A 19,874-nucleotide genomic window follows, 5' to 3' on the forward strand; every position below is an offset into this window, starting at 1 on the left:
TCGGTAGGCGGGAACATATCGACATATATAATAACTACCCTTTCAAAACTCTAAACATTTCTTCTTTATGCTTTCTTGCTTTTTCTTCCGTCCATTTTTCATCATCGAAGTTCACCAACTCTTTCATAATCTTGAGTTTCAAACTTTGTTCTATAATACTTGGATATGAGGTGATTTTTCCCTCTGGTGGTAAATTAGAAAACTTCGAGTTTCCTGACACTGTAATTAATGCGAGGTTGCCAAAGCCATCAAGGTCATCTGCTTCCCAGCTTTCACCTTCAACGGGATTTTGGGGTTGAAAGTGTTCAATGGAACTTCTAAATTGGAACTGCCACTCATCATATAATGGAGGAATAATTTCCTTGCCCAAGTAAGAATAACCATTCTTATATAAAAGATAATCAAGGTAAGTAAATACGATTCTTTCAAAACCAAATCCACTAGAATTCTCAAACTTTGATTCGAAAACTTTTGTTTTGCAGTAATCTTCAAGTATTTCAATAATGTCACATGATTCATTTTCTAATAAGCTTGTTAATATTAATGAAATCCAATGCATAGTTTTAGGTGATGTGTAGGTTATACGCAAGCAGGATTGCAGAGTTCTTAGTTGTTTATTATTCTGACTATTGTCCTCACCAAATGTTCCTACATATTTGGGTTTATCACCTTTCCCATCATTATACCTTTCTAAACGTTGTAACGACCATTTCCCAGTTTCTTTATAATCTCTAGCATATTCACGTTTCAATATATATTTATCAAACAGTACACGGCATTTTAACATATGAAATAAAAAGTTCTTTGCTTTATCAGCGTCCCCCCAGGCCCATGATAAATTATTTAAGAAATGTTTATCATCAAGGGTTGAATCTTCCTCTTCTAAATTATTAAGTACAGCATTTATCTGAAGTAAAAAATTTGGGAACGAAATAATCGATTCAAAACGTTCATTCTCAACTTCATCCTTACTTATTTCATTATTAAAGAGTTTCTTGTTTTTTAGAATCTCAATCAAAGGAACTAAATTATTGTCTTCATCTTCACTATGAATAAATTCCTTAATTGTATCAAAATCGTTAATATTATCCCTGATACTAGACCAATCATTTGTAAAAAGATACTTTCTAACACTGGGATCAAAATTCATTTGTATATACGAGTCCATGTTAGAGCATTTTTCCCAAATCAATGCTGCCGTTTTTTTATCTTGTTCTGTATCCAATACTTCTAAAAATTTTGCTTTTGCTATTTCATGAAGTTCAAGTTGCTCGCCACGAGTATTCATGATTTCAAAATAATGATTTAAATCTATACCTTGTGGAACTTGTACACGAACAATAAAAACACTTTCCAGTTTTTTAGTTAAATCATTTTTATCTATATTATTAGATTTAAAATAGCTATCAATTATTTGATATCCCTTTAAGATTTCAACAGATGCTAATTCCTCTATTAGCTCATTCTTGTTTCCTTTGCTTAGCATGTTAAGGGTACGGTTTGATTTTTCCCGTGCTTCAAATCTCAACCCATCTTTAGCAAAATTCATACCAAGATAACTTTCTAATAGAAATAGTGTTGTCAACCTCTGTTGCCCGTCTATTACTTCATAAACATTATTATCCCTTTGATTAACAATTAGGTTTCCAAGAAAGTAATTTTTATTAGAGTCGCCAATAGAGCTATCAATATCTTCTATCAATTGTTCTATCTCCGATACTCCCCAAGCATAGTTGCGTTGATATATAGGAACTATATAATGAACATTAGTAAAAATTTTTGATACCGGTATGATTCTTATATTTTTATCCATCATCTACCACCTATTCCATTCACAAAGTAAATCATACACATCCCTGTACTTCTCTTTGTTTTTATTCTCAATTTTAGGTTGCTCTAAAGAAATGAGTTTTAATTCTTCTCCGTTTTTCATTTCACTGATTTCTGAAAACATACCTAATCCATAGTTTACGCGTTCATGTTCTCCTCGCACATATTTATTAATTGTCTGTAGATAGACAGCTTCCATAACCAGCCGCAAAGAATAACTCCAAGTATATAATTGCTGCATCACAGCTTTAGATAGGTTTTCAATTCCAAAGCGATCAGCAAAAAATAATAGCGCACATTCATATAATTGTTTAATGTAAAGATCTCCAGTGCGTCTACTCGGAACTTGTTCCTCTGTATGAACTTTACTCACTAATCTTTGTACTTGCTCAAGTAGATTTCTATAATGTAGAGTGTAATAAAAAAATCGCTTTCCTGCCATAAGAGGCTGTGTTAATTGAAATTGATTTAATGCTCTAGATGCAAGTAATTCATTGCTTCCATTTGCATTAAACTGTTCTACAAAAAGATTACTTGCTTTATGATAAATCGCATAATTAAATACATTTGTGGTTTTAATCCCTTTGAACACATCTATTTTACTAGATGAATAGCCCAAACCACTCTTTCCTTTATACCATTGGGTCAATGGGTAAAGATAGATTTTAAATAGGTCATTCAAATCATCTTGGTTTACATTTTCCCATTGGTTGATAATCCTTATTTTTTGGTTTTCCTCTTCATCATTCATCTCGCGTAAATGATATGACTTTAATAAATCATGTGGGGCTAACTCCTTACCGCGCGAATTTTGTGAATCGAAGAATTGAAAAGCCTCTTGCTCACTGTCTGTAACAATTTGAACTACACTACAACGTTCGAATAAATAATTTTTGTACTTGTTTTGCTCATCTTTCGGTAGCTCACTTATTCTCTTAGATAAAATTTCATAATTAGTTACAATCACATCGTTAGACAGTTGATTGTATTTTTCTTGTAATAACCCCAGATCCTTCTCACCTAAACAGTATAGAAGAATCGAAATAGTTGTCAGTCGTTGTTGGCCATCGACAATGTTATACTTTCCGTTTTCTTTATGTAAAATTACTGAACCAACTCTATATTCTTGTAAACCTTCATGGTATGCATTATAAGTATCTTGAAAAAGCGTATTTGCAGACTTCACACTCCAACTATACGGGCGCTGATATGGTGGTAAAGCCAATTTCATATGAAGTAATTCATGAATCTTTCTTATTTTTAATTCATCTTGAAGCAAAGCCACCTGCAAGTCCCCCCCTGACTACTCAAATCTCGATTATGTAATATTTACGACCGTCACTTAAATCCTGCCAGATAAAATCATATCTGCTTGTCAATGCAATGCTATCTTTATTTTTTCCTACACCTGTTGGCTTAAAAATACAACCGTAAACAGAATATTCTTCTCTAAAAAACCTATATATACCTTCATTGTTGCGCCCTTCATAAAAAGGTCTATCTGAAACAAGAGCAACAGCAGCTGTTTTAGTAAATCCTCGGTTCTTAAGCTCCTCCATAAATTTAATATCCTTCACGAACGAATACATCTGTTCTGGATACTGACCATTTAATGGGCACTTAAGTTCAATTGCATACTTCTCTGATTTATCTTCATTAAAAATAATAATATCTATTTCTTTTTTTATAGTTTTATTGTCTGGTGTGAAGTATGATACATTTCTTTCAAATTGAATACGATAGTCCGGAAGCTTTTCACGTAGGAATATCCCCAGCTCATGCTGCAGGCTAAACTCATTATAAATTTCAATACTCTTAGACTGAACAAACAAGAAAAAGTCATCTACTAATTGCCTTAAATTAAGCAAAGCATCCACCCCATACACCCTAATATAATTTATAGTTTTTTATTGCCCTTCATAATAGTTTTGCTATATCCTCAAACCTTCTGATACCTCTGCTGGTTAGATGAAGTTTTTTCAATTGCCTTTATATTACCTTCCATTTTATTTACGTAGTTTAAAAATAAAGTCCCAAGCAGAAGTCGATCCTTTCTGGGTATTCTATTCCATACATAACCCTTGAACAGGTCCTTAACAAGAAAGGCTTCACCTACATTCAAGTTTTCAGTTTCCTTAATAGCTTCTTCTAGTAGCTCATTAACATCACCCATGTTGTCATCTCCTTATCAATAACAATATCAACAACATTGTTAATAAGATTATATACCTTTTACCAATTCCAGTCAATAAGAAGAAAACCACCAAGCAAGAGAATATATCCCCTGAATGGTGTTAGCGGTAAACTAAAAGGGAGAAAAATTGGCCAATAAAAACGGAGAATATTATCCACAAAAACCCACCACTGGTAAAATGAATTGGTAATTAATTTTACAGGTGAGGTGGGAGAATTGAAGGGATGGCCAATGTATCAAAAAATTCAGCAGCTTAAGGAGTTGGGGCTTAATAAGTCACAGGTGGAGCATCAGTTAGCCATCAACTGGAAAACAGTAGACTTCTACTGGGATATGACACCCGAGGAATTTACCGAAAGGCAGAGGAAAGCCAAAAACCGACGGAAAATCCTAGAGCCATACACCGACCAAATTTTACAATGGCTAATGAAATTCCCGGATATATCAAGTGCTCAGATTCATGACTGGCTTAAGGAATATCATGGGGATAACTATCATGGGAAGGAGCGGACTGTTAGACGATACGTTAGTAATTTGCGAAAAACATCTAATATACCAAAGCCGGATAAATATCGGCAGTACCAGGCCGTAGAAGAACTCCTCCCTGGTCAACAGGCCCAGGTGGATCTGGGTCAGAGGGAAGTTATGACAACTACAGGAAAACGAATAAAGCTTTTTGTATTTGGCTTAGTGTTATCACACAGTCGCTACAAATATGTAGAGTGGCTGGATAAACCGTTTACAGCACAAACATTTACATTGTTTCTGTATCGAGCTTTTGAGTTTATAGGAGGGGTACCTAAGGAAATAGTATTTGATCAAGACCGAGTATTGGCTGTTAGTGAAAACTATGGTGATATCATACATACTGAGGAGTTTGAGCGTTTTCGCAGGAACATGAAGTTCACCGTTTACCTTTGTAGGGGAAATGACCCTGAATCCAAAGGGAAAATTGAATCAGTAGTCAAATATGCTAAACAAAACTACGCTGCTCACCGGGTATTTGATAACCTGGTTTTATGGAATGAGGGATGTATTGATTGGTTAAATCGGACTGGCAATGCCAGTATACATGCAACCACAAAGAAGGTACCGGCAGAAGTATTCAAATCAGAACAAGAATACCTGCAACCGATACCCACAATCATAAATAAACCTGAAGATAGTTTAACAAGAAATGTAAGGAAGGACAACACTGTCCTTTATCTTAGTAATCGTTACCGAGTGCCTAAAGGCACGTATTATCCCGGACGTGAAGTAGAATTGAAAGTCAAAGATGGCTATCTTGAAATTTTGGATATAGAAACTAAAGAACTAATTATTATCCGGAAAATATCAACTAAGAAGGGAGTGATAGTTCCTAATCGGGTTGAGCGTGATTATTCCCACAAGATAGATGAACTAAGGAAACAGGCCCTTGCCATGCTGGGTAAAGGCGATAAAGGTACTTGTTTCTTGGATCGTATTAAACAGGAAAAACCCCGTTACATAAGAGATCAACTTCAGTTGATTATCAAAGAGGCCGAGAAATACTCAGAGCTAATTATAGCTCAAGCCCTGGATTACTGCGTACAAAAAGAACTATGGAGCGCAGTGGAGTTTCGTAATGTATTGGAATATTTAGAGCAGCTCAGCCAGGACATAGATGCGCCTGATATTATTGATGCAGATGCCATTCCTTCCGAATATCGAATTAAAACAGAAGTCAGAGATATTAAAGCCTATACTGCACTTTATGAAGGCAGTTAGCAAGGGAGGATATGCTAAATGAATAAATTAAAGGAAACCAAAACCTTTCTGGGCCAGCTAAAGCTGGCCTGGATGAAAGACAATTTAGAAAAGCTCGTAGAGGAAGCAAACCGACAGGATATATCTTATTGTGATTTTCTCTATTCCTTAACCAATGGCGAAATTGATGCCCGGGAACAAAGAGCTTCGGAGCGCCGTATGACCCAAGCTCAGTTTCCCTTCATTAAAACTGTAGATGATTTTGAATTCGCTTATCAACCCGGTATAACTAAAAGACAGATTAACCAGCTATTAGATATGCAATGGCTTGATAAGGCCTACAATCTAATTTTTCTGGGACCACCTGGTTTAGGTAAAACCCATTTGGCTGTATCGTTAGGAATAGAAGCTGTAACAAAAGGTTACAAGGTAAGCTTTGTAAGTATGGACGAATTAATTCGGCACCTGAAAATTCAGTCCACCATTAGCCGCAGTAGGCAGAAAATCAAACGAATAATCAGCTCAGACCTAGTTATTATCGATGAAATTGGCTTTGTGCCAATAAGTAGAGAAGAAGCTAATTTGTTCTTTCAGCTAATTTCTCAACTGTATGAACAGACCTCGTTAATAATTACGTCCAACACGGGTTTTGATGACTGGGCCGAATTGATGGGAGATCCAGTTATTACAACTGCAATTCTGGATAGGATTGTTCATCATAGTGAGATATTTAACCTGACCGGAGAAAGCTACCGTATTAAACATCGTATTTCCATTTTGCAGTAAAGGTCCTATGTAAAATTAATGGCCAAAATTTCTCCAAAATACTTGACCGTTCACAAATGGTGGTCATTTATGAAGGCTATGTTTATACATCTACTTCTACACCAGATTTAAATTCAATAGTTAGTTTACCATCATAGACCGTTATTTTCTCTATAAGTCTCCTTACTAGTTGCTCGTCATACTTCTCAAGGAGTGTGGATTGTTCATTTAGGAATTTTTCCATATCTTCTAGCCTTTGCTTGGAGCCTTTTTTGCCAGCTTCTTCTGCTAAAGCCTTATGCCTTTCCTCTCTGAGCCTGTAAATCTCATCAGCAATGTCGTTATAATCCTCTTTGGAATTGGCCAGTCTCAAAAGGTCTTTTTGTAATTCCTCTAGCTTTTTATCTATCTCGGCAACAATATTATTGTCCGTTTCACTTATCACTGTTTCTATATTTTCCTTTAAGATAGTTAAAAAGCCATCCTTTTGCCCTATTAGTTTATTAATTGCCTCCACCGTAGCAAGGCCTATCATATCCTCCAGCACGGTTCGGGAATGACAAGTTAACCCTGTATTCTCAAGTCTACTGACGCATCTCCAAACAATCGATTTTTTACCTCGGTTATTCCAATGAACTCTACGGTATATTTCGCCACACTCTCCACAGAAGATAATTTGTGAAAATACATGATTTGAACTAAAATTTCTTTTCTTTCCACTAGTACTTATATGTCCTCTACTTCTACGAACTAACTCTTCTTGTACCTGCATGAAAATTTCACGCGGGATAATGGCTTCATGGTTATTTTCTACATAATACTGAGGTACGATTCCGTTATTCACAACCCTCTTTTTTGTAAGAAAATCTACCGTATAAGTTTTTTGGAGCAGTGCATCACCAATGTATTTTTCATTGCTTAATATTTTCCTTATAGTACTGGTATGCCACCTTTTTTTCCCCGCACCTGTAAGTATGCCATCAGCTTCAAGTCCTTTTTTGATTTTATCCATACTTGAGCCTTCAAGATACTCTCGGTAAATCCTTTTGACTATTTCAGCTTCCTCCGGCACAATTACTAATCGCTTATTTTCATCTTTGGTATATCCTAAAAACCTAGAACAATTAACCATTACCTCTCCCTGTTGGTATCGGTATTGATAGCCAAGCTTTACATTCTGGCTTAATGACTGGCTCTCTTGTTGCGCTAAGGATGCCATAATGGTAAGCATAATTTCACCTTTGGCATCCAATGTATTGATATTTTCTTTCTCAAAATATACCGCAACATTTTTATCTTTAAGTTTTCTGATGTATTGTAGACAGTCCAAGGTATTTCTAGCAAATCGGCTTATTGATTTGGTAATAATCATATCAATTTTCCCAGCCATGCACTCATCAATCATTCGATTAAATTCATCGCGATTTTTTGTATTTGTACCGCTGATGCCATCATCAGCAAAGATCCCTGCAAATTCCCACTCTGAATTCTTCTTAATAAACTCAGTATAGTGTTCAATCTGCACTTCGTAACTACTAGCCTGCTCATCACTATCTGTAGAAACTCGGCAATAAGCAGCGACCCGAAGTTTTGGTGTTTCATCTTCTTTTCGATTGTTGCCTACACGTTTTATTGCAGGTATAATCATTACATTTTTATTAATTGCCATCTTGCTGCACCTCACTTTCTATTAAGCTATATACAAATTCCGCTTGTGTAAAAGGATTTGTATACTTCTGAACTACTTGTCCTATGGAAAACTTCTTATAAATAGTAGGTTTATCTTCTATCTTGGGTTCAAAGATTCTGCCTAGCTTTTTTGCTCTCTTTACCCTCTCTGCTTCTGCTCTTTCGTAGGTCTCTTTATCAATGATGGCAGGGTAATAATCATCACCAAGATAACGTTCATTTCTTAGCATCCTTCCAGCAGTTCCATGATAAGCATCTATTCCAGCAGACTTTGCCGCGACCGATAAGGAAAGACCTGATAAGTAACCCTTATACAAATTCCTAACCTTTTCAGCTTTTTCTTCATCGATAACTGCTATTCCATTCTCTATCCTATATCCATAAGGCGTATGTGCCACTTTTCTCACATCCTTTCCCTTAGTGTGATTCCACATTTCAGAACAAAACCTATCTCTACCCTTGAGTAAACGATAATTTTTTCAACATAATCATTGAAAATTTGCTCGCTAAAGGTATCTATCATTTCAGCCTTATTTGTAAACTTTATTAAGTTACTGACTTCCTGCACCTTTGATAATTCTCCATTTAAAGCATGAATTAAAGCTTCTTTTTGCCCCATATAATTATCTGCTTCCATTTGCAGTTCATTGTTTTCTCTGTTAAAAAGGGCAGGTTCTAGATACCCCTTTGCCATAAGCTTTACAAGCAGTTCTCTCTGTTCTGCATTTTTTTCAATTTGCTTCTCTAATTCCTGAATTCTTGAAAGGTTATCTGAGTTGCTCATTCCACGCAAAGCATCTAATAGTGGTTGTAGAATAAGTTTTCTACCGAAAATCAGCTTGTTAATCATAGTAACAAAGGCCGTCTTTATATCCTCATCTCGAATAAACTGCATTGAACATTCGGTTATCTGCTTTAAGTGTTTACTACAACACCAGGCTACATATTTTCTTGTGCCGGATGAATGAATTCGTCTTTTAAAGGTGCTACCACATTCCGAGCAAATAATTTTTCCGGAGAAAGAATACCGGTTTTGGTACTTATCATTACGCTTTTCTATTCCCTTTTCTTTTGCCCTTTGATTTAAGGCAGCCTCTACTGCTTCAAACACTTCATGGCTGATAATTGCCTCATGGTGATTTTCTATTAAATATCTGTTTTTCTCACCATAATTGGTGCGCTTATTAAAACGGGAATCTGTATAGGTTTTTTGCAGTATAACATCCCCGGTATATTTCTCATTTTTTAGAATTCCTCGAATTGTTGTAGCAGTCCAACGACCACCTCTTTTGGAGGGGATACCCTTTTGATTAAGATCATCTGCTATTTTCTGTGTACCCTTGCCTGATAATATTTCTGCGAAAATATACTTCACAATTTCTGCTTGCTCAGGGTTTACCACCATTTGACCATCAATGTTGTCATAGCCATATGGTGGGTAAGAAATCTTAAAAGTTCCGTTCTGAAATCTCCTTTGAATTGCCCACTTGTTATTTTCCGAAATGGAGATTGACTCACTTTCTGCAAGCCCGCTTAATATAGAAAGCATCAACTCACTTTCCATTGACTGGGTATTGATATTCTCTTTCTCGAAATAGATGTAAATACCCAGGTCCAACAGCTTACGAACCATCTCTAAACAATCCGTAGTGTTTCTTGCAAACCTACTAATGGACTTTGTAATAATTAAGTCGATCTTCTTGTTTTCACAATCTGACAGCATCCTGAGAAGTTCCGTTCGGTTTTCTTTTTTGGTCCCACTGATCCCCTCATCATAATACAAGCCAACATATTCCCATTCTGGGTTTGCCTTTATGTAAGTCTCATAATGGGATTTTTGTGCTTCTAGGCTCACTAACTGTTCATCACTGTCCGTAGAAACACGACAGTAAGCAGCTACTCGTAATTTGGGCTTGATAATTGATGTACCCTTATTCCCATCTATTTTTGTTATCTTTTTCATCGACTCACCTCCTTTTTGGTAGGTCACATATTACCTCTGAACGCCCAGTATATCAAGGAATATCGGGCATTATCTCTGCTAAAAAAGGAGAGAAAGATTGGCGATTAAGTGCCTCTATCTTGTTGAATTCTGCTTCCGTTATTAAACCTTTTTGGAGCATCTTTCTAAGTAATTTCTCTGCTTGAATATAATCAAACTCACGCTTTAGCTGCTCCTGTGACATTTTCTTTAACTCGATGCTTTCGTCTATAACCCCATCTGAAATCTTCATAACCTTTTTATCCTCATGCTGATTCACGTAGAATCACCTCCTACCTAATAGCCGCGGGAACAGGTCGAAGTTGAGGATTTGTAGAAATAAAATCAGAGCATAAAAAAAGAGCCTGCAAGGGAATAACCCCTACAGGCTATATACATCTAATAGTTAATATTTTTAGGGAAACTCTGTAAAGCTAAAGCATAATTGCTTATTAACTCGCTCCCCTTGATTAATCATACTTAATAAATGCATCCGTAAATCCCGCCTTTTTAGCTTTGGCAAGCTGTGCCTCAGCATTTGCTTTGACAGTGTATGCACCTATTTGTACACGATAGTATTTCTTTTTCGCTGGTTCTGCTGATTTTTCTTCTTCGCTTAGAAGTTTCTTAACATCTGCTCTAAAGGTATCCATGGTCTTGCCATGCTTAGGAAACCAGTGCATAACATCGCTGTGATTGCTGGCAATTCCAATTTTATATCCCTCACTGTGGTCAACGATATTCTCAGGTTCTAACCCGAACTCATTGCAGAGATAGATACAAAGCTCCACTGCTTCCTTGTAGACCGCGTTGAAGTACACACTATCGGTCAAATCATCCTCGCAGATCTCAAAGCTGATATGAGTGTTATTAGCTGTTCCCCCCGCATGCCAAGCGCGATAATTCCAGGGTAAGGTCTGATAGGTGGCAATGCTGCCATCAGCGAGCCTACCGATGAAAGCGTGAACACACACCTGTCTGCCATCTGGTCGAGCTTGATTCCAATGATTTCTATAAACATTCTCACCCAACTTTCCATCATCAGGCCCTACATACCGTTTCAAATGTGGATTGTTGGCTCCGGTGCTATGAACCATAATTCCTTTTGGGGTTATGATTTGCCCCGTACGATAGCACTCGTTTTTTGTGAGATGCAGCCTATTTAGGTTCATCTGTCTTAGACCCCTCCGAACGTAGCTGCTCTAGTACCGTTCTCAACTTGTCGGGAATGGGTAGTCCCATGGCAACGGAATTCTCCAGAATAGAGATTCCCTCGTTACTTAGATAAAAGAAAATGACGGCAGTACGAATTGCATTACCGCCGCCAAGTACCTGACTGTCTATGGTGTGTCCTATGCCCACGAGAGTGAATATGAGCACCTTTTTGACAATACCCCTCGCCCCGATTTCGCTCGAAAGTTGCTTCTCAACAAAAGCGCGCATGACACCAGTAATGTAATCGATGGTCACCAATGCAACTAAAGCGTAAATAAAGCCATCAAAGCCGCCCAAGAACCACCCCAACCAGGCACCAAGACCTGCAAACATAGATTGCAGATGCTTGCATATTTCCCGCAAACCTAAACCACCTCTTTCGTGGGCAAAATAGAAGAACGCCTGTCCGAAAACAGACGTTCCTCAAAATACTTTTTTCCATTGAAAACCAAAGTTAGGACCTCGCTCCCTACTCACAGATATGCCCGCCAGCAATCGCCCATCTAGCAAATTCCCTGATTCATACTGGATACCCAATCCACCATCGCTAGTGGTTCTAATTGCAATCGGACCAAGAGAAAGCGAAGGCCCTGCTACTTTCCCCCAATAACACCACGAAATTCTTTATGAATATGGACATGGGACTCAATTAAGCTGGTCAGATACCCTTCTACATCAGCGGTTATTCCTCTTAACTCATTAATCGTTTCCTCAGTCAATCGAGCTTTTACGGCAGCCAGCACACTACTTTTAATCTGCTCTTTTTCCTCATCGGTAAGTTTGCCGCCATTTAACTCTTTTAGATTATCAACCACAGTCTGTTGCGCTTCAAGCACCGCCGCCTGTACTATATTTTCGACAGAGTTGATTGCCCGATATGCTACCTCACTCTTTGACTTCTGTCTGAAAAACTCTGCACCGTAGGCCACAGCAAAACTCAACATAACTCCCACAAAGGGAAGCACAAGCTTGGTTAGCTCCACCAATAGATCCATTCTTCACCACCTCTTCTTAAACGGTCACAACCGGTATGTTTTCGATTGTCTACTGGGCATCGGTCAACATAGCCTTGATTTCCATATACCTGTTTTGGTATTTAATGTTATCAACGAACTTGATATCATAATCGTGTCCCCGGAATCGTATCCGCATCGATTCATCCAAACCTTCTCTGTATCTAGTGGTAAAAACAAGCATCTTTTCTAATTGGACTGCAGCTGCTGCAAAGTACTCCCGGCCATGAATGTTAGAAACCCTAGCCCAAAGATGATCAGTCTCAATCCAGTCTGAAATCTGATTCCCCCATTCATCCATGTAGGTTGTGAACTCCAGGATAGCTATCCTGTGTCTAAGATCGCCGATGTTAATACAATCACCAACCTTCTTTCCGAAATGGAGACAGCAATCGTTTTACAACATCCTCCACTACCTTCATGTCAAGTTCTTCTCGATGCTCGTACAAGTTTGCGGTGATGTACAGTATCGCTTGGTTTACCGATTTGGGGATTTCTTCAAAATCCTCAAGGCTCATTCTGAGCACCCCTTCACACAGCTCACTTGCCGTTTCAATAAGGGCGGCGATGAGCGCATCCTCCTCACCGCCATCAACCCTCAAATAAAGTTTTGCTTCCTCCAAAGAAACCGCCAAAACCCTCACCTGCCTAACTCTAACTTAGGAAGCTTTCATCTGCAGATATTTAATCGATTCTGGAAGAATTAGCTTTCCATCAACCCTCTGGGTCGCAATAAAGCCGACTTGTCCAGTAACAGCATACAGCTCATTGAGACGTTTGAAGTTGCGCCCTTGGCGGTCCGCTATCCAGTAATAGCCAAAATCCCCAAATGCAATAGCCTTTTCACCAGCTTTTGCCTCGGGGACATAAGGAGATGTGACAAGTGGTCTCGAAAGAATAGTGTCTGGCTGGCCAACTGCAACTGAAGGCTGCCAGATGTATTGCCCATTATTATCCTTTAATTTTCTGAGCAATTTGACCGTTGAGTCATTCATTATAAAGTGAGCCCGTTTACGGTACGGAGCCCGTAACGAGTAAAACAGATCGAAGATCTCATCAAAGGTTACTGCTGTGGCACTGGCTGCAGTAGTTCCCAACTCTCCGCCTCCATCGTCATCAAAGATGCCAGTGGGTTTACCCTCTCCATCTCCTACAAAGAAGGCTTCTTCTTCCTTGTTGCCTATCCTACGACCAAACTCAGTAGCAATGTAGCCTGGAAGATCAAAAGCACTGTCGTTGAGAAGTTCCTCGGAGACCTTAATCATGGTAGCGACTTTGTGTGCACTTAAAAAAGCCTGCCCAAAAGCGTCGTCTGATTCTTGAATCGGTCCCTCTTCATCTACCCAAGTGGCTTCACCCTTAGAGATAACGATGGGAATTTTCCGATCGCCAGAAGATGTGGTGATAACCTTTGCTAGACTACGAAAAACATTTTCTTCTTCCAGAGCTTGCACAAGAGTTCTCTCAAACTCATCGGGAACAAGGTAACCACCTTCACTTTCTTCACCAATCCGGAGAGCGTTCATCACTTCGTAGCCATGTTTGCTGCGGATGGCCTTCCAGAAAGCATCGTTATATTCCTTAGTGGCTCTAGGGTTGGCTTTGCCGTTTTCAATAGAAGGAGCATTCTTAATCGGCATCGTAGTAGCCTGGGCCAGTTCTCGATCAATCACTGCCTGTCTTTCTAAGCGCTCAATCTCCTTTCCGAGATTGATTACCTCCGCTTCCATCTTGTCGTAGACCGCCTCATCCTCCGGGGAGATCAAATCATCCTGTCCTCTTCTAGAATCTAAAAAAGCCTTGGCATCTTCCCAGGCTTTTGCACGCTTGTCTCTAAGTTTTAGAATCTGTTCCATTTCACATTCCTCCTTGGTGTTTTAAGAGATTAAGCCTCTTCTCAAAAATGCTAAGATCAGTTCCCTGCGGTTTTTCATCCCGCGGCAATTTCCCTAAGAGCGAATTTACAGCAACCATTTTGCGAAATAGTACAGCCTCCGTTTTGGGTCGTCCCTCCTTTTCCCCTGCGAAGAGTATGTGGTCAGCAAAGCCCAGTTCTATCGCTTTTTTTGCATTGAACCAGCTCTCTTCGTTCATGAGTTGGGCTAGCTTCGCTCTTGACAAGCCTGTCTTTAGTTCATAAGCATTGATAATGCTCTCCTTCACCTCATCGAGCATGGCGATGGCTTTCCCCATTTCCTCGACATCTCCAAAAGCAACCGTCATCGGATTATGAATCATCATCATAGAGACAGGTGACATAAGGACTTCGCTACCTGCCATGGCGATTACTGATGCTGCACTGGCCGCAATCCCGTCAATCTTGACTGTCACCTTGCCCTTATAGTCCATCAGCATATTATAGATTTGACTTGCTGCAAAAACGTCACCGCCTGGAGAGTTAATCCAGACGGCAATATCACCGGTCCCACTCAACAGTTCTTCTTTGAATTGTTTGGGCGTAACTTCATCGCCAAACCATGTCTCTTCAGCAATAACACCGTCAAGGTAAAGAGTGCGCCCGTCCTTATCCTCTACCCAATTCCAGAACTTCTTGTTCAAAGACTTACACCTCCGAATCGCTCTGACCGAATATGCCAGCATCCTCTAACTTTGTCATGTTGCCGTTTATCAGATACAAATCACCTCCCTGGTCCTCTGGAATACGGTTCATATCTTCAAGTTCCCGAATGTCGTTCGCAGATAACCAGCCATTTTGCCTACCAATGGCGTAGCCGTTCATGCGGCTTTCATAATCTCCACGTAGCAAACCATCCACGTTGAACTTGACGAAATACTGCCTTTTCTCGTCTGGTTTTAGTAGCGATTTATGAATAGCCTGTTCCCAACGGGATACCCAAGGGTCAAGAGTATATTTAACGAACTCCCGACTCTGCTGCTCAATATTTGAGAAACTAGACTTGTCCAAATCACCTATCATGTGCGGCGGGATCCTAAAGATTCGTGCAATTTCATTAAGCTGAAACTTCCGTGTGGCGATAAATTGGGCTTGCTCAGGGGGAATACCAATACTGTGAAACTTCATTCCTTCCTCTAGGACAGCAATGCGGTGAGCGTTTCCACTTCCCTGATAGACCGCATTCCAACTATCACGCACACGTTTAGGATCCTTGAGAACCCCCGGGTGCTCCAGTACACCGCCTGGATTAGCGCCATTGGCAAAAAACTTCGCCCCATACTCCTCAGTGGCAATAGCCATTCCAATAGCGTTCTTAGCCATGGCGATTGGCGAATAGCCCACCAAACCATCAAACCCTAAGCCTGGAATGTGGAAAACTTCATAGTTACGTAGAATTACTGGACCTGTGTCTGTCTGATACTCGTAGTAAAGCTCTCCCGCTGAGGTTCTGTCGACCTTCATTTTGTCGGGGAGCAGAGGATATAAAGCCACTACCTTGCCACTACCATCCCTGATTATCTGAGCATAGGCGTTTCCCCAAAGTAAAAGATGACCCATCAGTGTCTCTCGAAACACGAATGAAGTCATCTCTGGATTGGGCTCATCATGGAGCAAGTAGTATAAGTTGTGATCGATAGCCTTTTCCTTTCCCCTTTCGGTGTGGCGATACGTGTGCAGTGGCAGACTTGCAAGAGTTTCCGATAAAATTCTCACACAAGCATATACTGCAGTCGTCTGCATGGCGGTGCGCTCATTTACAACCTTTCCGCTTGTGGTGCTGCCGAAGAAAAAAGCATAGGCATTGGAAAACAGACTGTTTTTGGCGTCTTTTGGCGATTTAATAAATCTGCCAATGAATGGTATCTTCACATACTCACCTCCTACCGTTCGATAGCACAAAAATAGCGCCAATTTATTTGGCGCGCGGTACTGACTGGCAAATATTCAAACTAGGAGTGCTTCGGCCACCTATTATAGCCAATCTCCGGGTCATTTGAACGGTAGAATTTGATAAACTCAATCTCCATCTGACTGACTTCCGCATCACTAGCGATTTCAGACTCCCACAGGATTTCCTTTCTAACAGTGAAGTCTCGCCTCTCTTCCCTGGTAAAATCCTTTGCGATCAGTTCGCTACTTGCACTTCCGAAGTAATTTATGCTATCGGTTAGATCCTTCCCGACATAAATCTTTCCATTTGGATAAGTAATCTTATAGATAACTTTCATGATTTTCCTCCCATCTGGCATGCACGTTCCTTGTGTCACCCTTCTATCCACAAGCGAAACTTCCTTCGCGCAATCTACAGAACAATTATCCCCCTCTCATCATAAATAGAACTGCCCACCTGCCCTGCATTTCGCAAAGCCCGATCAAGGGCCATAATCGTCGCCACAGCACCGTCAATTCGCTCGGTGCTCTTTTCTTTATCTGGCTTAATATTGCCAGCTGGATCAGTTCTGACGAAGATATTGTCCATCATCCAGCGGAGAACTGGATGCCCTCCATGGGCAATCTTCTCCTCCAAAGTTAGCTTCATAAGTTCCTTGGTTGGCGGGGACATATCCTTGTAACCCTGCCCGAAAGGGACTACTGTAAAGCCCATGCCCTCAAGATTTTGCACCATTTGCACAGCACCCCACCGGTCAAAGGCGATTTCTTGTATGTTAAACCTAGTCCCCAAATCTTCTATAAACTTTTCGATGAAGCCATAATGCACCACATTGCCCTCAGTAGTGAACAGATATCCTTGCTTCTTCCAGAGATCATACTGGACGTGATCTCTCCTGACACGCAGATCAATGTTGGCCTCGGGCATCCAAAAATATGGCAATACGCTATACTTATCATCCTCATCTTCTGGGGGGAACACCAGAACAAATGCGGTAAGATCCGTAGTCGAGGAAAGATCGAGTCCTCCATAACAGATTCTCCCCTCTAGACGTTTAGGATCAACCAAAAAAGCACAGGCATCCCATTTTGCCATAGGCATCCAACGTACAGATTGCTTCACCCATTGGTTAAGTCTAAGTTGCCGAAAGCTGTTCTCCTCAGCCGGGTTTTGTTTAGCACTTTCACATGCTGCTCTCACCTTATCGATGCTGACGGTTATACCGAGGCTTGGATTAGCCTTTTTCCAAACTTCAGGATCAGTCCAATCTTCATCTTCTTTGGCCCCATAAATAACGGGATAGAATGTAGGGTCGTGCTTGCGGCCTTCCATGATGTCTACAGCTTTCTGGTGCGTCTCATAGCAAATGCTCTGAGTGTCTGTGCCGGCTGTAGTAATCAGAAAGAACAATGGTTGAGCTCTAGCATCACCAGAACCTTTGGTCATAACATCAAACAACTTACGATTGGGCTGGGTATGAAGTTCATCGAAAACCACGCCATGAACGTTAAAGCCATGTTTTGAGTAGGCTTCGGCTGATAGTACTTGATAAAAACTGTTGGTAGGCAAGTAGATTAAACGCTTACTGGAAGCGAGTAGCTTTACCCGTTTAGCAAGTGCAGGGCACATTCTGACCATGTCGGCTGCTACTTCAAAGACAATGCTGGCTTGCTGGCGATCTGCAGCGCAACCATATACTTCTGCCCGTTCCTCGCCGTCTCCGCAGGTTAGTAGCAAAGCAATCGCAGCAGCTAATTCGCTCTTACCCATCTTTTTAGGAATTTCAACATAGGCGGTATTAAACTGGCGATAGCCATTTGGCTTTAGGATACCAAATAGATCTCGAACAATCTGTTCCTGCCAATCTATAAGCTCAAACGGTTTTCCGGCCCACACGCCCTTTGTGTGAGAAAGGGCTTCAATAAAGGCCACAGCATAGTCAGCAGCAACCTTGTTATAGACTGAATCCTCTGCCATGAATCTGGTTGGCTTGTAGTTCTTCAGTTTTCGCAAAGTGCCACCTCCTGAAAATGCGTATAAGAAAAGAGCCTCCGTAGAAGCTCTTCTGTTTTGTTTTTGCGGCTATTTCATCTCGCCGGTTAATATGAAGTCCCAATATTCCTTTTTGCACTGCTCAAGGTATCGGACCAACTCCCAAAACCCTCGGTTTTCCGCCTCCAAAACAACCCTTGCAATGTCGAACATGTTTGTAACCCCGCTATCTCTTATGGCTAAAATCTGCTCTTTGACAGTGTTTTTATCCATCAGATCACCTCAAACTCTCCCTCCACTAGTAGCTCCTCAACCTCTGCAGGTGTGTAGATAAGACATTGTTCTTCTTCGCCTGTGGGCGCAAAAACGTAATCGTCTCTCCAAAAACCCGCTACCTCATAAATCCTCCCGTTAAAAGCAGCTCTTATTCTGCTTCCTTTATTCAAAGTCATTATTCTTGCCCCTCTCTGGTGTTTTTGTCATATACATATATCACTCAGATCGGGCCAAATAGCAAGTAGTTACTGTGATTAATGTGATTCTTTCTCTAGCGAAGCCAGGGCGTCTCTATCTCGCCAAAAATGACCGTCTATACCTTTCACCTTGATGCCGTATAAGTCCTCAACGATGGCAACTACCTGACCAGTCAAGACCCTATCTTCCGAAACAAACTGAACAGTGGAGCCAACTTTTAATTTCTTAATTTTGTCCCGCACCGCTGGCCCTCCTACAACTTTCGTACTCTATCTTCACCGTAAACCACCCCAAGGCTTGACCCTGAGTCCCAAGTACAGAATATTGTTCCCGTATCGTCCACAAAGTCCACCGTTCCTAGATCCCCCGGTCTCAATCTAGTGTAGGGATCATCCATTTTGATAAGCTCCACTCTAGTTCCTTTGGGGAATCTGGCTCGCAGACGTTCTACAGTCGTTTTCGACGGTAATCTATCCATTAGTCTCGACCTCTTTGGGTGCTCCATCTCTAAAAGCACTGTTTCCCGGCAGGTTCTTTAATAGAATCTTACGAGCAGCTTTATACTCATCTCCCACAAAGCCAAGCTGGATAAGGAACACCCTAAAGGTGAATTTCTCATTTTCGACCGGTCTTTCTTTAGCGGTGATGCGCTTCCTTTGCTTGGCTGTCTTACAGAGTGCCTCCACGAAAAGAGTGAATGCTTCTGTTTCATCCCTACTAGTTAACCGGAACCAAGGAAACTTGAGGGTGGTATCAGTTCTGATGATGGAGAGTTCTTTTGCCCCCGTAGCCTTTTTTATAAGGCTGACTTTGCTGGCGATCAGTTTGTTAAGATTATCTAGAGCTTTATCAGTAAACCCGTCTATGGGTATTTCAATAACTAACCTGTCGGAATCCTCTTCCTCGAAACCCCGCTCAGCCAGTTCCGCTTTGAGGTTATCCATTAACTCAAGATCCAAACTACTGCCTGCAAAAAGAGTTCCTTCCCGATCAACTGTAAACTCACCGATTTCATAGGCAAAGGTTGGCGTGCCAAGGTAATTGGCAGGCAAATCCACTATTTCACTAATTGCACTAACCAGCCTTTTCCTTTCTTCGCCAGTGACATCAAACCTCAGTTCCATTTCTGTTACCTACCTTTCTTGTGTGGTAGTAACATATATCACTCAGAAGCTGTGAAATAG

The 19,874-nt window shown here is 40.5% G+C and carries 25 protein-coding genes; 2 read left to right on the forward strand and 23 right to left on the reverse strand.

Annotated features, from left to right (window positions below; genetic code table 11):
• Positions 1-34: 34 nt before the first annotated feature.
• The 4 genes from ACZ5Q0_RS13135 to ACZ5Q0_RS13150 all read right to left on the reverse strand — a co-directional run bounded on the left by ACZ5Q0_RS13135 (position 35) and on the right by ACZ5Q0_RS13150 (position 4,003).
• Positions 35-1,816, reverse strand: a complete 1,782-nt coding sequence (locus tag ACZ5Q0_RS13135; protein ID WP_464827173.1) for a DUF262 domain-containing protein — start codon at positions 1,814-1,816, stop codon at positions 35-37.
• Positions 1,817-3,115 carry a DUF262 domain-containing protein gene (locus ACZ5Q0_RS13140; RefSeq protein WP_031517708.1) on the reverse strand — a complete coding sequence of 433 codons (1,299 nt, stop codon included), beginning with the start codon at positions 3,113-3,115 and terminating at the stop codon, positions 1,817-1,819. It abuts the gene before it with no gap.
• Between the two features lie 22 nt (positions 3,116-3,137).
• Positions 3,138-3,707 (reverse strand): hypothetical protein, encoded by a 570-nt coding sequence (locus ACZ5Q0_RS13145; RefSeq protein ID WP_446820205.1) that lies wholly within the window; start codon positions 3,705-3,707, stop codon positions 3,138-3,140.
• Between the two features lie 62 nt (positions 3,708-3,769).
• Positions 3,770-4,003 (reverse strand): single-stranded DNA-binding protein, encoded by a 234-nt coding sequence (locus ACZ5Q0_RS13150; protein ID WP_447182586.1) that lies wholly within the window; start codon positions 4,001-4,003, stop codon positions 3,770-3,772.
• 252 nt (positions 4,004-4,255) lie between these two features.
• On the opposite strand from ACZ5Q0_RS13150, the gene istA reads away from it, so the two are divergent.
• Complete coding sequence (gene istA / locus ACZ5Q0_RS13155) at positions 4,256-5,773, forward strand: IS21 family transposase (protein WP_446818455.1); 1,518 nt, start codon at positions 4,256-4,258, stop codon at positions 5,771-5,773.
• A gap of 18 nt (positions 5,774-5,791) precedes the next feature.
• A complete protein-coding gene (istB, locus tag ACZ5Q0_RS13160; protein WP_446818298.1) occupies positions 5,792-6,538 on the forward strand; it encodes an IS21-like element helper ATPase IstB in 747 nt (248 codons plus the stop codon).
• 82 nt (positions 6,539-6,620) lie between these two features.
• Here istB and ACZ5Q0_RS13165 read toward each other — a convergent pair whose 3' ends face one another.
• The 19 genes from ACZ5Q0_RS13165 to ACZ5Q0_RS13255 form a co-directional block, all read right to left on the reverse strand.
• Positions 6,621-8,186 (reverse strand): recombinase family protein, encoded by a 1,566-nt coding sequence (locus ACZ5Q0_RS13165; RefSeq protein WP_446820204.1) that lies wholly within the window; start codon positions 8,184-8,186, stop codon positions 6,621-6,623.
• Positions 8,176-8,604 (reverse strand): recombinase family protein, encoded by a 429-nt coding sequence (locus ACZ5Q0_RS13170; protein WP_447182853.1) that lies wholly within the window; start codon positions 8,602-8,604, stop codon positions 8,176-8,178. Before ACZ5Q0_RS13170 ends, ACZ5Q0_RS13165 begins: the two co-directional genes overlap by 11 nt.
• Positions 8,605-8,609: 5 nt before the next feature.
• Positions 8,610-10,169: a recombinase family protein gene (locus tag ACZ5Q0_RS13175; RefSeq protein WP_446820203.1), complete on the reverse strand. Its 1,560-nt coding sequence runs from the start codon at positions 10,167-10,169 to the stop codon at positions 8,610-8,612.
• 52 nt (positions 10,170-10,221) lie between these two features.
• Positions 10,222-10,467: an SHOCT domain-containing protein gene (locus ACZ5Q0_RS13180; RefSeq protein WP_447182587.1), complete on the reverse strand. Its 246-nt coding sequence runs from the start codon at positions 10,465-10,467 to the stop codon at positions 10,222-10,224.
• Between the two features lie 190 nt (positions 10,468-10,657).
• Positions 10,658-11,359: an N-acetylmuramoyl-L-alanine amidase gene (locus tag ACZ5Q0_RS13185; protein ID WP_447182588.1), complete on the reverse strand. Its 702-nt coding sequence runs from the start codon at positions 11,357-11,359 to the stop codon at positions 10,658-10,660.
• Entirely contained in the window at positions 11,346-11,765 is a 420-nt protein-coding gene (locus ACZ5Q0_RS13190; protein WP_447182589.1) for a phage holin family protein, read from the reverse strand. Before ACZ5Q0_RS13190 ends, ACZ5Q0_RS13185 begins: the two co-directional genes overlap by 14 nt.
• A gap of 230 nt (positions 11,766-11,995) precedes the next feature.
• Positions 11,996-12,397, reverse strand: coding sequence for a hypothetical protein (locus tag ACZ5Q0_RS13195; RefSeq protein WP_447182590.1), 402 nt, complete (start codon positions 12,395-12,397; stop codon positions 11,996-11,998).
• A 49-nt stretch (positions 12,398-12,446) separates the two neighbouring features.
• Positions 12,447-12,716 (reverse strand): phage head closure protein, encoded by a 270-nt coding sequence (locus ACZ5Q0_RS13200; protein ID WP_464827174.1) that lies wholly within the window; start codon positions 12,714-12,716, stop codon positions 12,447-12,449.
• Positions 12,717-12,774: 58 nt separating this feature from the next.
• Positions 12,775-13,050 (reverse strand): head-tail connector protein, encoded by a 276-nt coding sequence (locus ACZ5Q0_RS13205; RefSeq protein WP_447182591.1) that lies wholly within the window; start codon positions 13,048-13,050, stop codon positions 12,775-12,777.
• Between the two features lie 24 nt (positions 13,051-13,074).
• Positions 13,075-14,271 (reverse strand): phage major capsid protein, encoded by a 1,197-nt coding sequence (locus ACZ5Q0_RS13210; protein ID WP_447182592.1) that lies wholly within the window; start codon positions 14,269-14,271, stop codon positions 13,075-13,077.
• A 1-nt stretch (position 14,272) separates the two neighbouring features.
• Complete coding sequence (locus ACZ5Q0_RS13215; RefSeq protein ID WP_447182593.1) at positions 14,273-14,974, reverse strand: head maturation protease, ClpP-related; 702 nt, start codon at positions 14,972-14,974, stop codon at positions 14,273-14,275.
• Positions 14,975-14,978: 4 nt separating this feature from the next.
• Positions 14,979-16,202 (reverse strand): phage portal protein, encoded by a 1,224-nt coding sequence (locus ACZ5Q0_RS13220; RefSeq protein WP_446820195.1) that lies wholly within the window; start codon positions 16,200-16,202, stop codon positions 14,979-14,981.
• An 80-nt stretch (positions 16,203-16,282) separates the two neighbouring features.
• On the reverse strand, positions 16,283-16,561 hold the full coding sequence (locus tag ACZ5Q0_RS13225) for a GIY-YIG nuclease family protein (protein WP_446820194.1): 279 nt from the start codon (positions 16,559-16,561) through the stop codon (positions 16,283-16,285).
• 74 nt (positions 16,562-16,635) lie between these two features.
• Positions 16,636-18,237 (reverse strand): terminase large subunit, encoded by a 1,602-nt coding sequence (locus ACZ5Q0_RS13230; protein ID WP_447182594.1) that lies wholly within the window; start codon positions 18,235-18,237, stop codon positions 16,636-16,638.
• 69 nt (positions 18,238-18,306) lie between these two features.
• Positions 18,307-18,489: a DUF5049 domain-containing protein gene (locus ACZ5Q0_RS13235; RefSeq protein WP_446820190.1), complete on the reverse strand. Its 183-nt coding sequence runs from the start codon at positions 18,487-18,489 to the stop codon at positions 18,307-18,309.
• On the reverse strand, positions 18,489-18,668 hold the full coding sequence (locus tag ACZ5Q0_RS13240) for a hypothetical protein (protein WP_446820189.1): 180 nt from the start codon (positions 18,666-18,668) through the stop codon (positions 18,489-18,491). The genes ACZ5Q0_RS13235 and ACZ5Q0_RS13240 overlap by 1 nt, the downstream gene beginning before the upstream one ends.
• 78 nt (positions 18,669-18,746) lie before the next feature.
• Positions 18,747-18,932, reverse strand: coding sequence for a hypothetical protein (locus tag ACZ5Q0_RS13245; protein WP_447182595.1), 186 nt, complete (start codon positions 18,930-18,932; stop codon positions 18,747-18,749).
• Between the two features lie 11 nt (positions 18,933-18,943).
• The gene (locus ACZ5Q0_RS13250; protein WP_447182596.1) at positions 18,944-19,168 is read right to left on the reverse strand and encodes a DUF4314 domain-containing protein; all 225 of its coding nucleotides are present in this window, start codon (positions 19,166-19,168) and stop codon (positions 18,944-18,946) included.
• On the reverse strand, positions 19,161-19,814 hold the full coding sequence (locus ACZ5Q0_RS13255; RefSeq protein WP_447182597.1) for a virulence protein: 654 nt from the start codon (positions 19,812-19,814) through the stop codon (positions 19,161-19,163). The genes ACZ5Q0_RS13250 and ACZ5Q0_RS13255 overlap by 8 nt, the downstream gene beginning before the upstream one ends.
• Between the last annotated feature and the right edge of the window lie 60 nt (positions 19,815-19,874).

Source organism: Syntrophomonas erecta subsp. sporosyntropha, from assembly GCF_055395365.1.

Bases quoted from the DNA above. Each gene is read 5' to 3' on its own strand.
- ACZ5Q0_RS13135 (WP_464827173.1), bottom strand. From the start codon at position 1,816: ATGATGGATAAAAATATAAGAATCATACCGGTATCAAAAATTTTTACT.
- ACZ5Q0_RS13150 (WP_447182586.1), bottom strand. From the start codon at position 4,003: ATGGGTGATGTTAATGAGCTACTAGAAGAAGCTATTAAGGAAACTGAA.
- istA (WP_446818455.1), top strand. From the start codon at position 4,256: ATGTATCAAAAAATTCAGCAGCTTAAGGAGTTGGGGCTTAATAAGTCA.
- istB (WP_446818298.1), top strand. From the start codon at position 5,792: ATGAATAAATTAAAGGAAACCAAAACCTTTCTGGGCCAGCTAAAGCTG.
- ACZ5Q0_RS13165 (WP_446820204.1), bottom strand. From the start codon at position 8,186: ATGGCAATTAATAAAAATGTAATGATTATACCTGCAATAAAACGTGTA.
- ACZ5Q0_RS13175 (WP_446820203.1), bottom strand. From the start codon at position 10,169: ATGAAAAAGATAACAAAAATAGATGGGAATAAGGGTACATCAATTATC.
- ACZ5Q0_RS13185 (WP_447182588.1), bottom strand. From the start codon at position 11,359: ATGAACCTAAATAGGCTGCATCTCACAAAAAACGAGTGCTATCGTACG.
- ACZ5Q0_RS13195 (WP_447182590.1), bottom strand. From the start codon at position 12,397: ATGGATCTATTGGTGGAGCTAACCAAGCTTGTGCTTCCCTTTGTGGGA.
- ACZ5Q0_RS13200 (WP_464827174.1), bottom strand. From the start codon at position 12,716: ATGGATGAATGGGGGAATCAGATTTCAGACTGGATTGAGACTGATCAT.
- ACZ5Q0_RS13210 (WP_447182592.1), bottom strand. From the start codon at position 14,271: ATGGAACAGATTCTAAAACTTAGAGACAAGCGTGCAAAAGCCTGGGAA.
- ACZ5Q0_RS13225 (WP_446820194.1), bottom strand. From the start codon at position 16,561: ATGAAAGTTATCTATAAGATTACTTATCCAAATGGAAAGATTTATGTC.
- ACZ5Q0_RS13235 (WP_446820190.1), bottom strand. From the start codon at position 18,489: ATGGATAAAAACACTGTCAAAGAGCAGATTTTAGCCATAAGAGATAGC.
- ACZ5Q0_RS13240 (WP_446820189.1), bottom strand. From the start codon at position 18,668: ATGACTTTGAATAAAGGAAGCAGAATAAGAGCTGCTTTTAACGGGAGG.
- ACZ5Q0_RS13250 (WP_447182596.1), bottom strand. From the start codon at position 19,168: ATGGATAGATTACCGTCGAAAACGACTGTAGAACGTCTGCGAGCCAGA.
- ACZ5Q0_RS13255 (WP_447182597.1), bottom strand. From the start codon at position 19,814: ATGGAACTGAGGTTTGATGTCACTGGCGAAGAAAGGAAAAGGCTGGTT.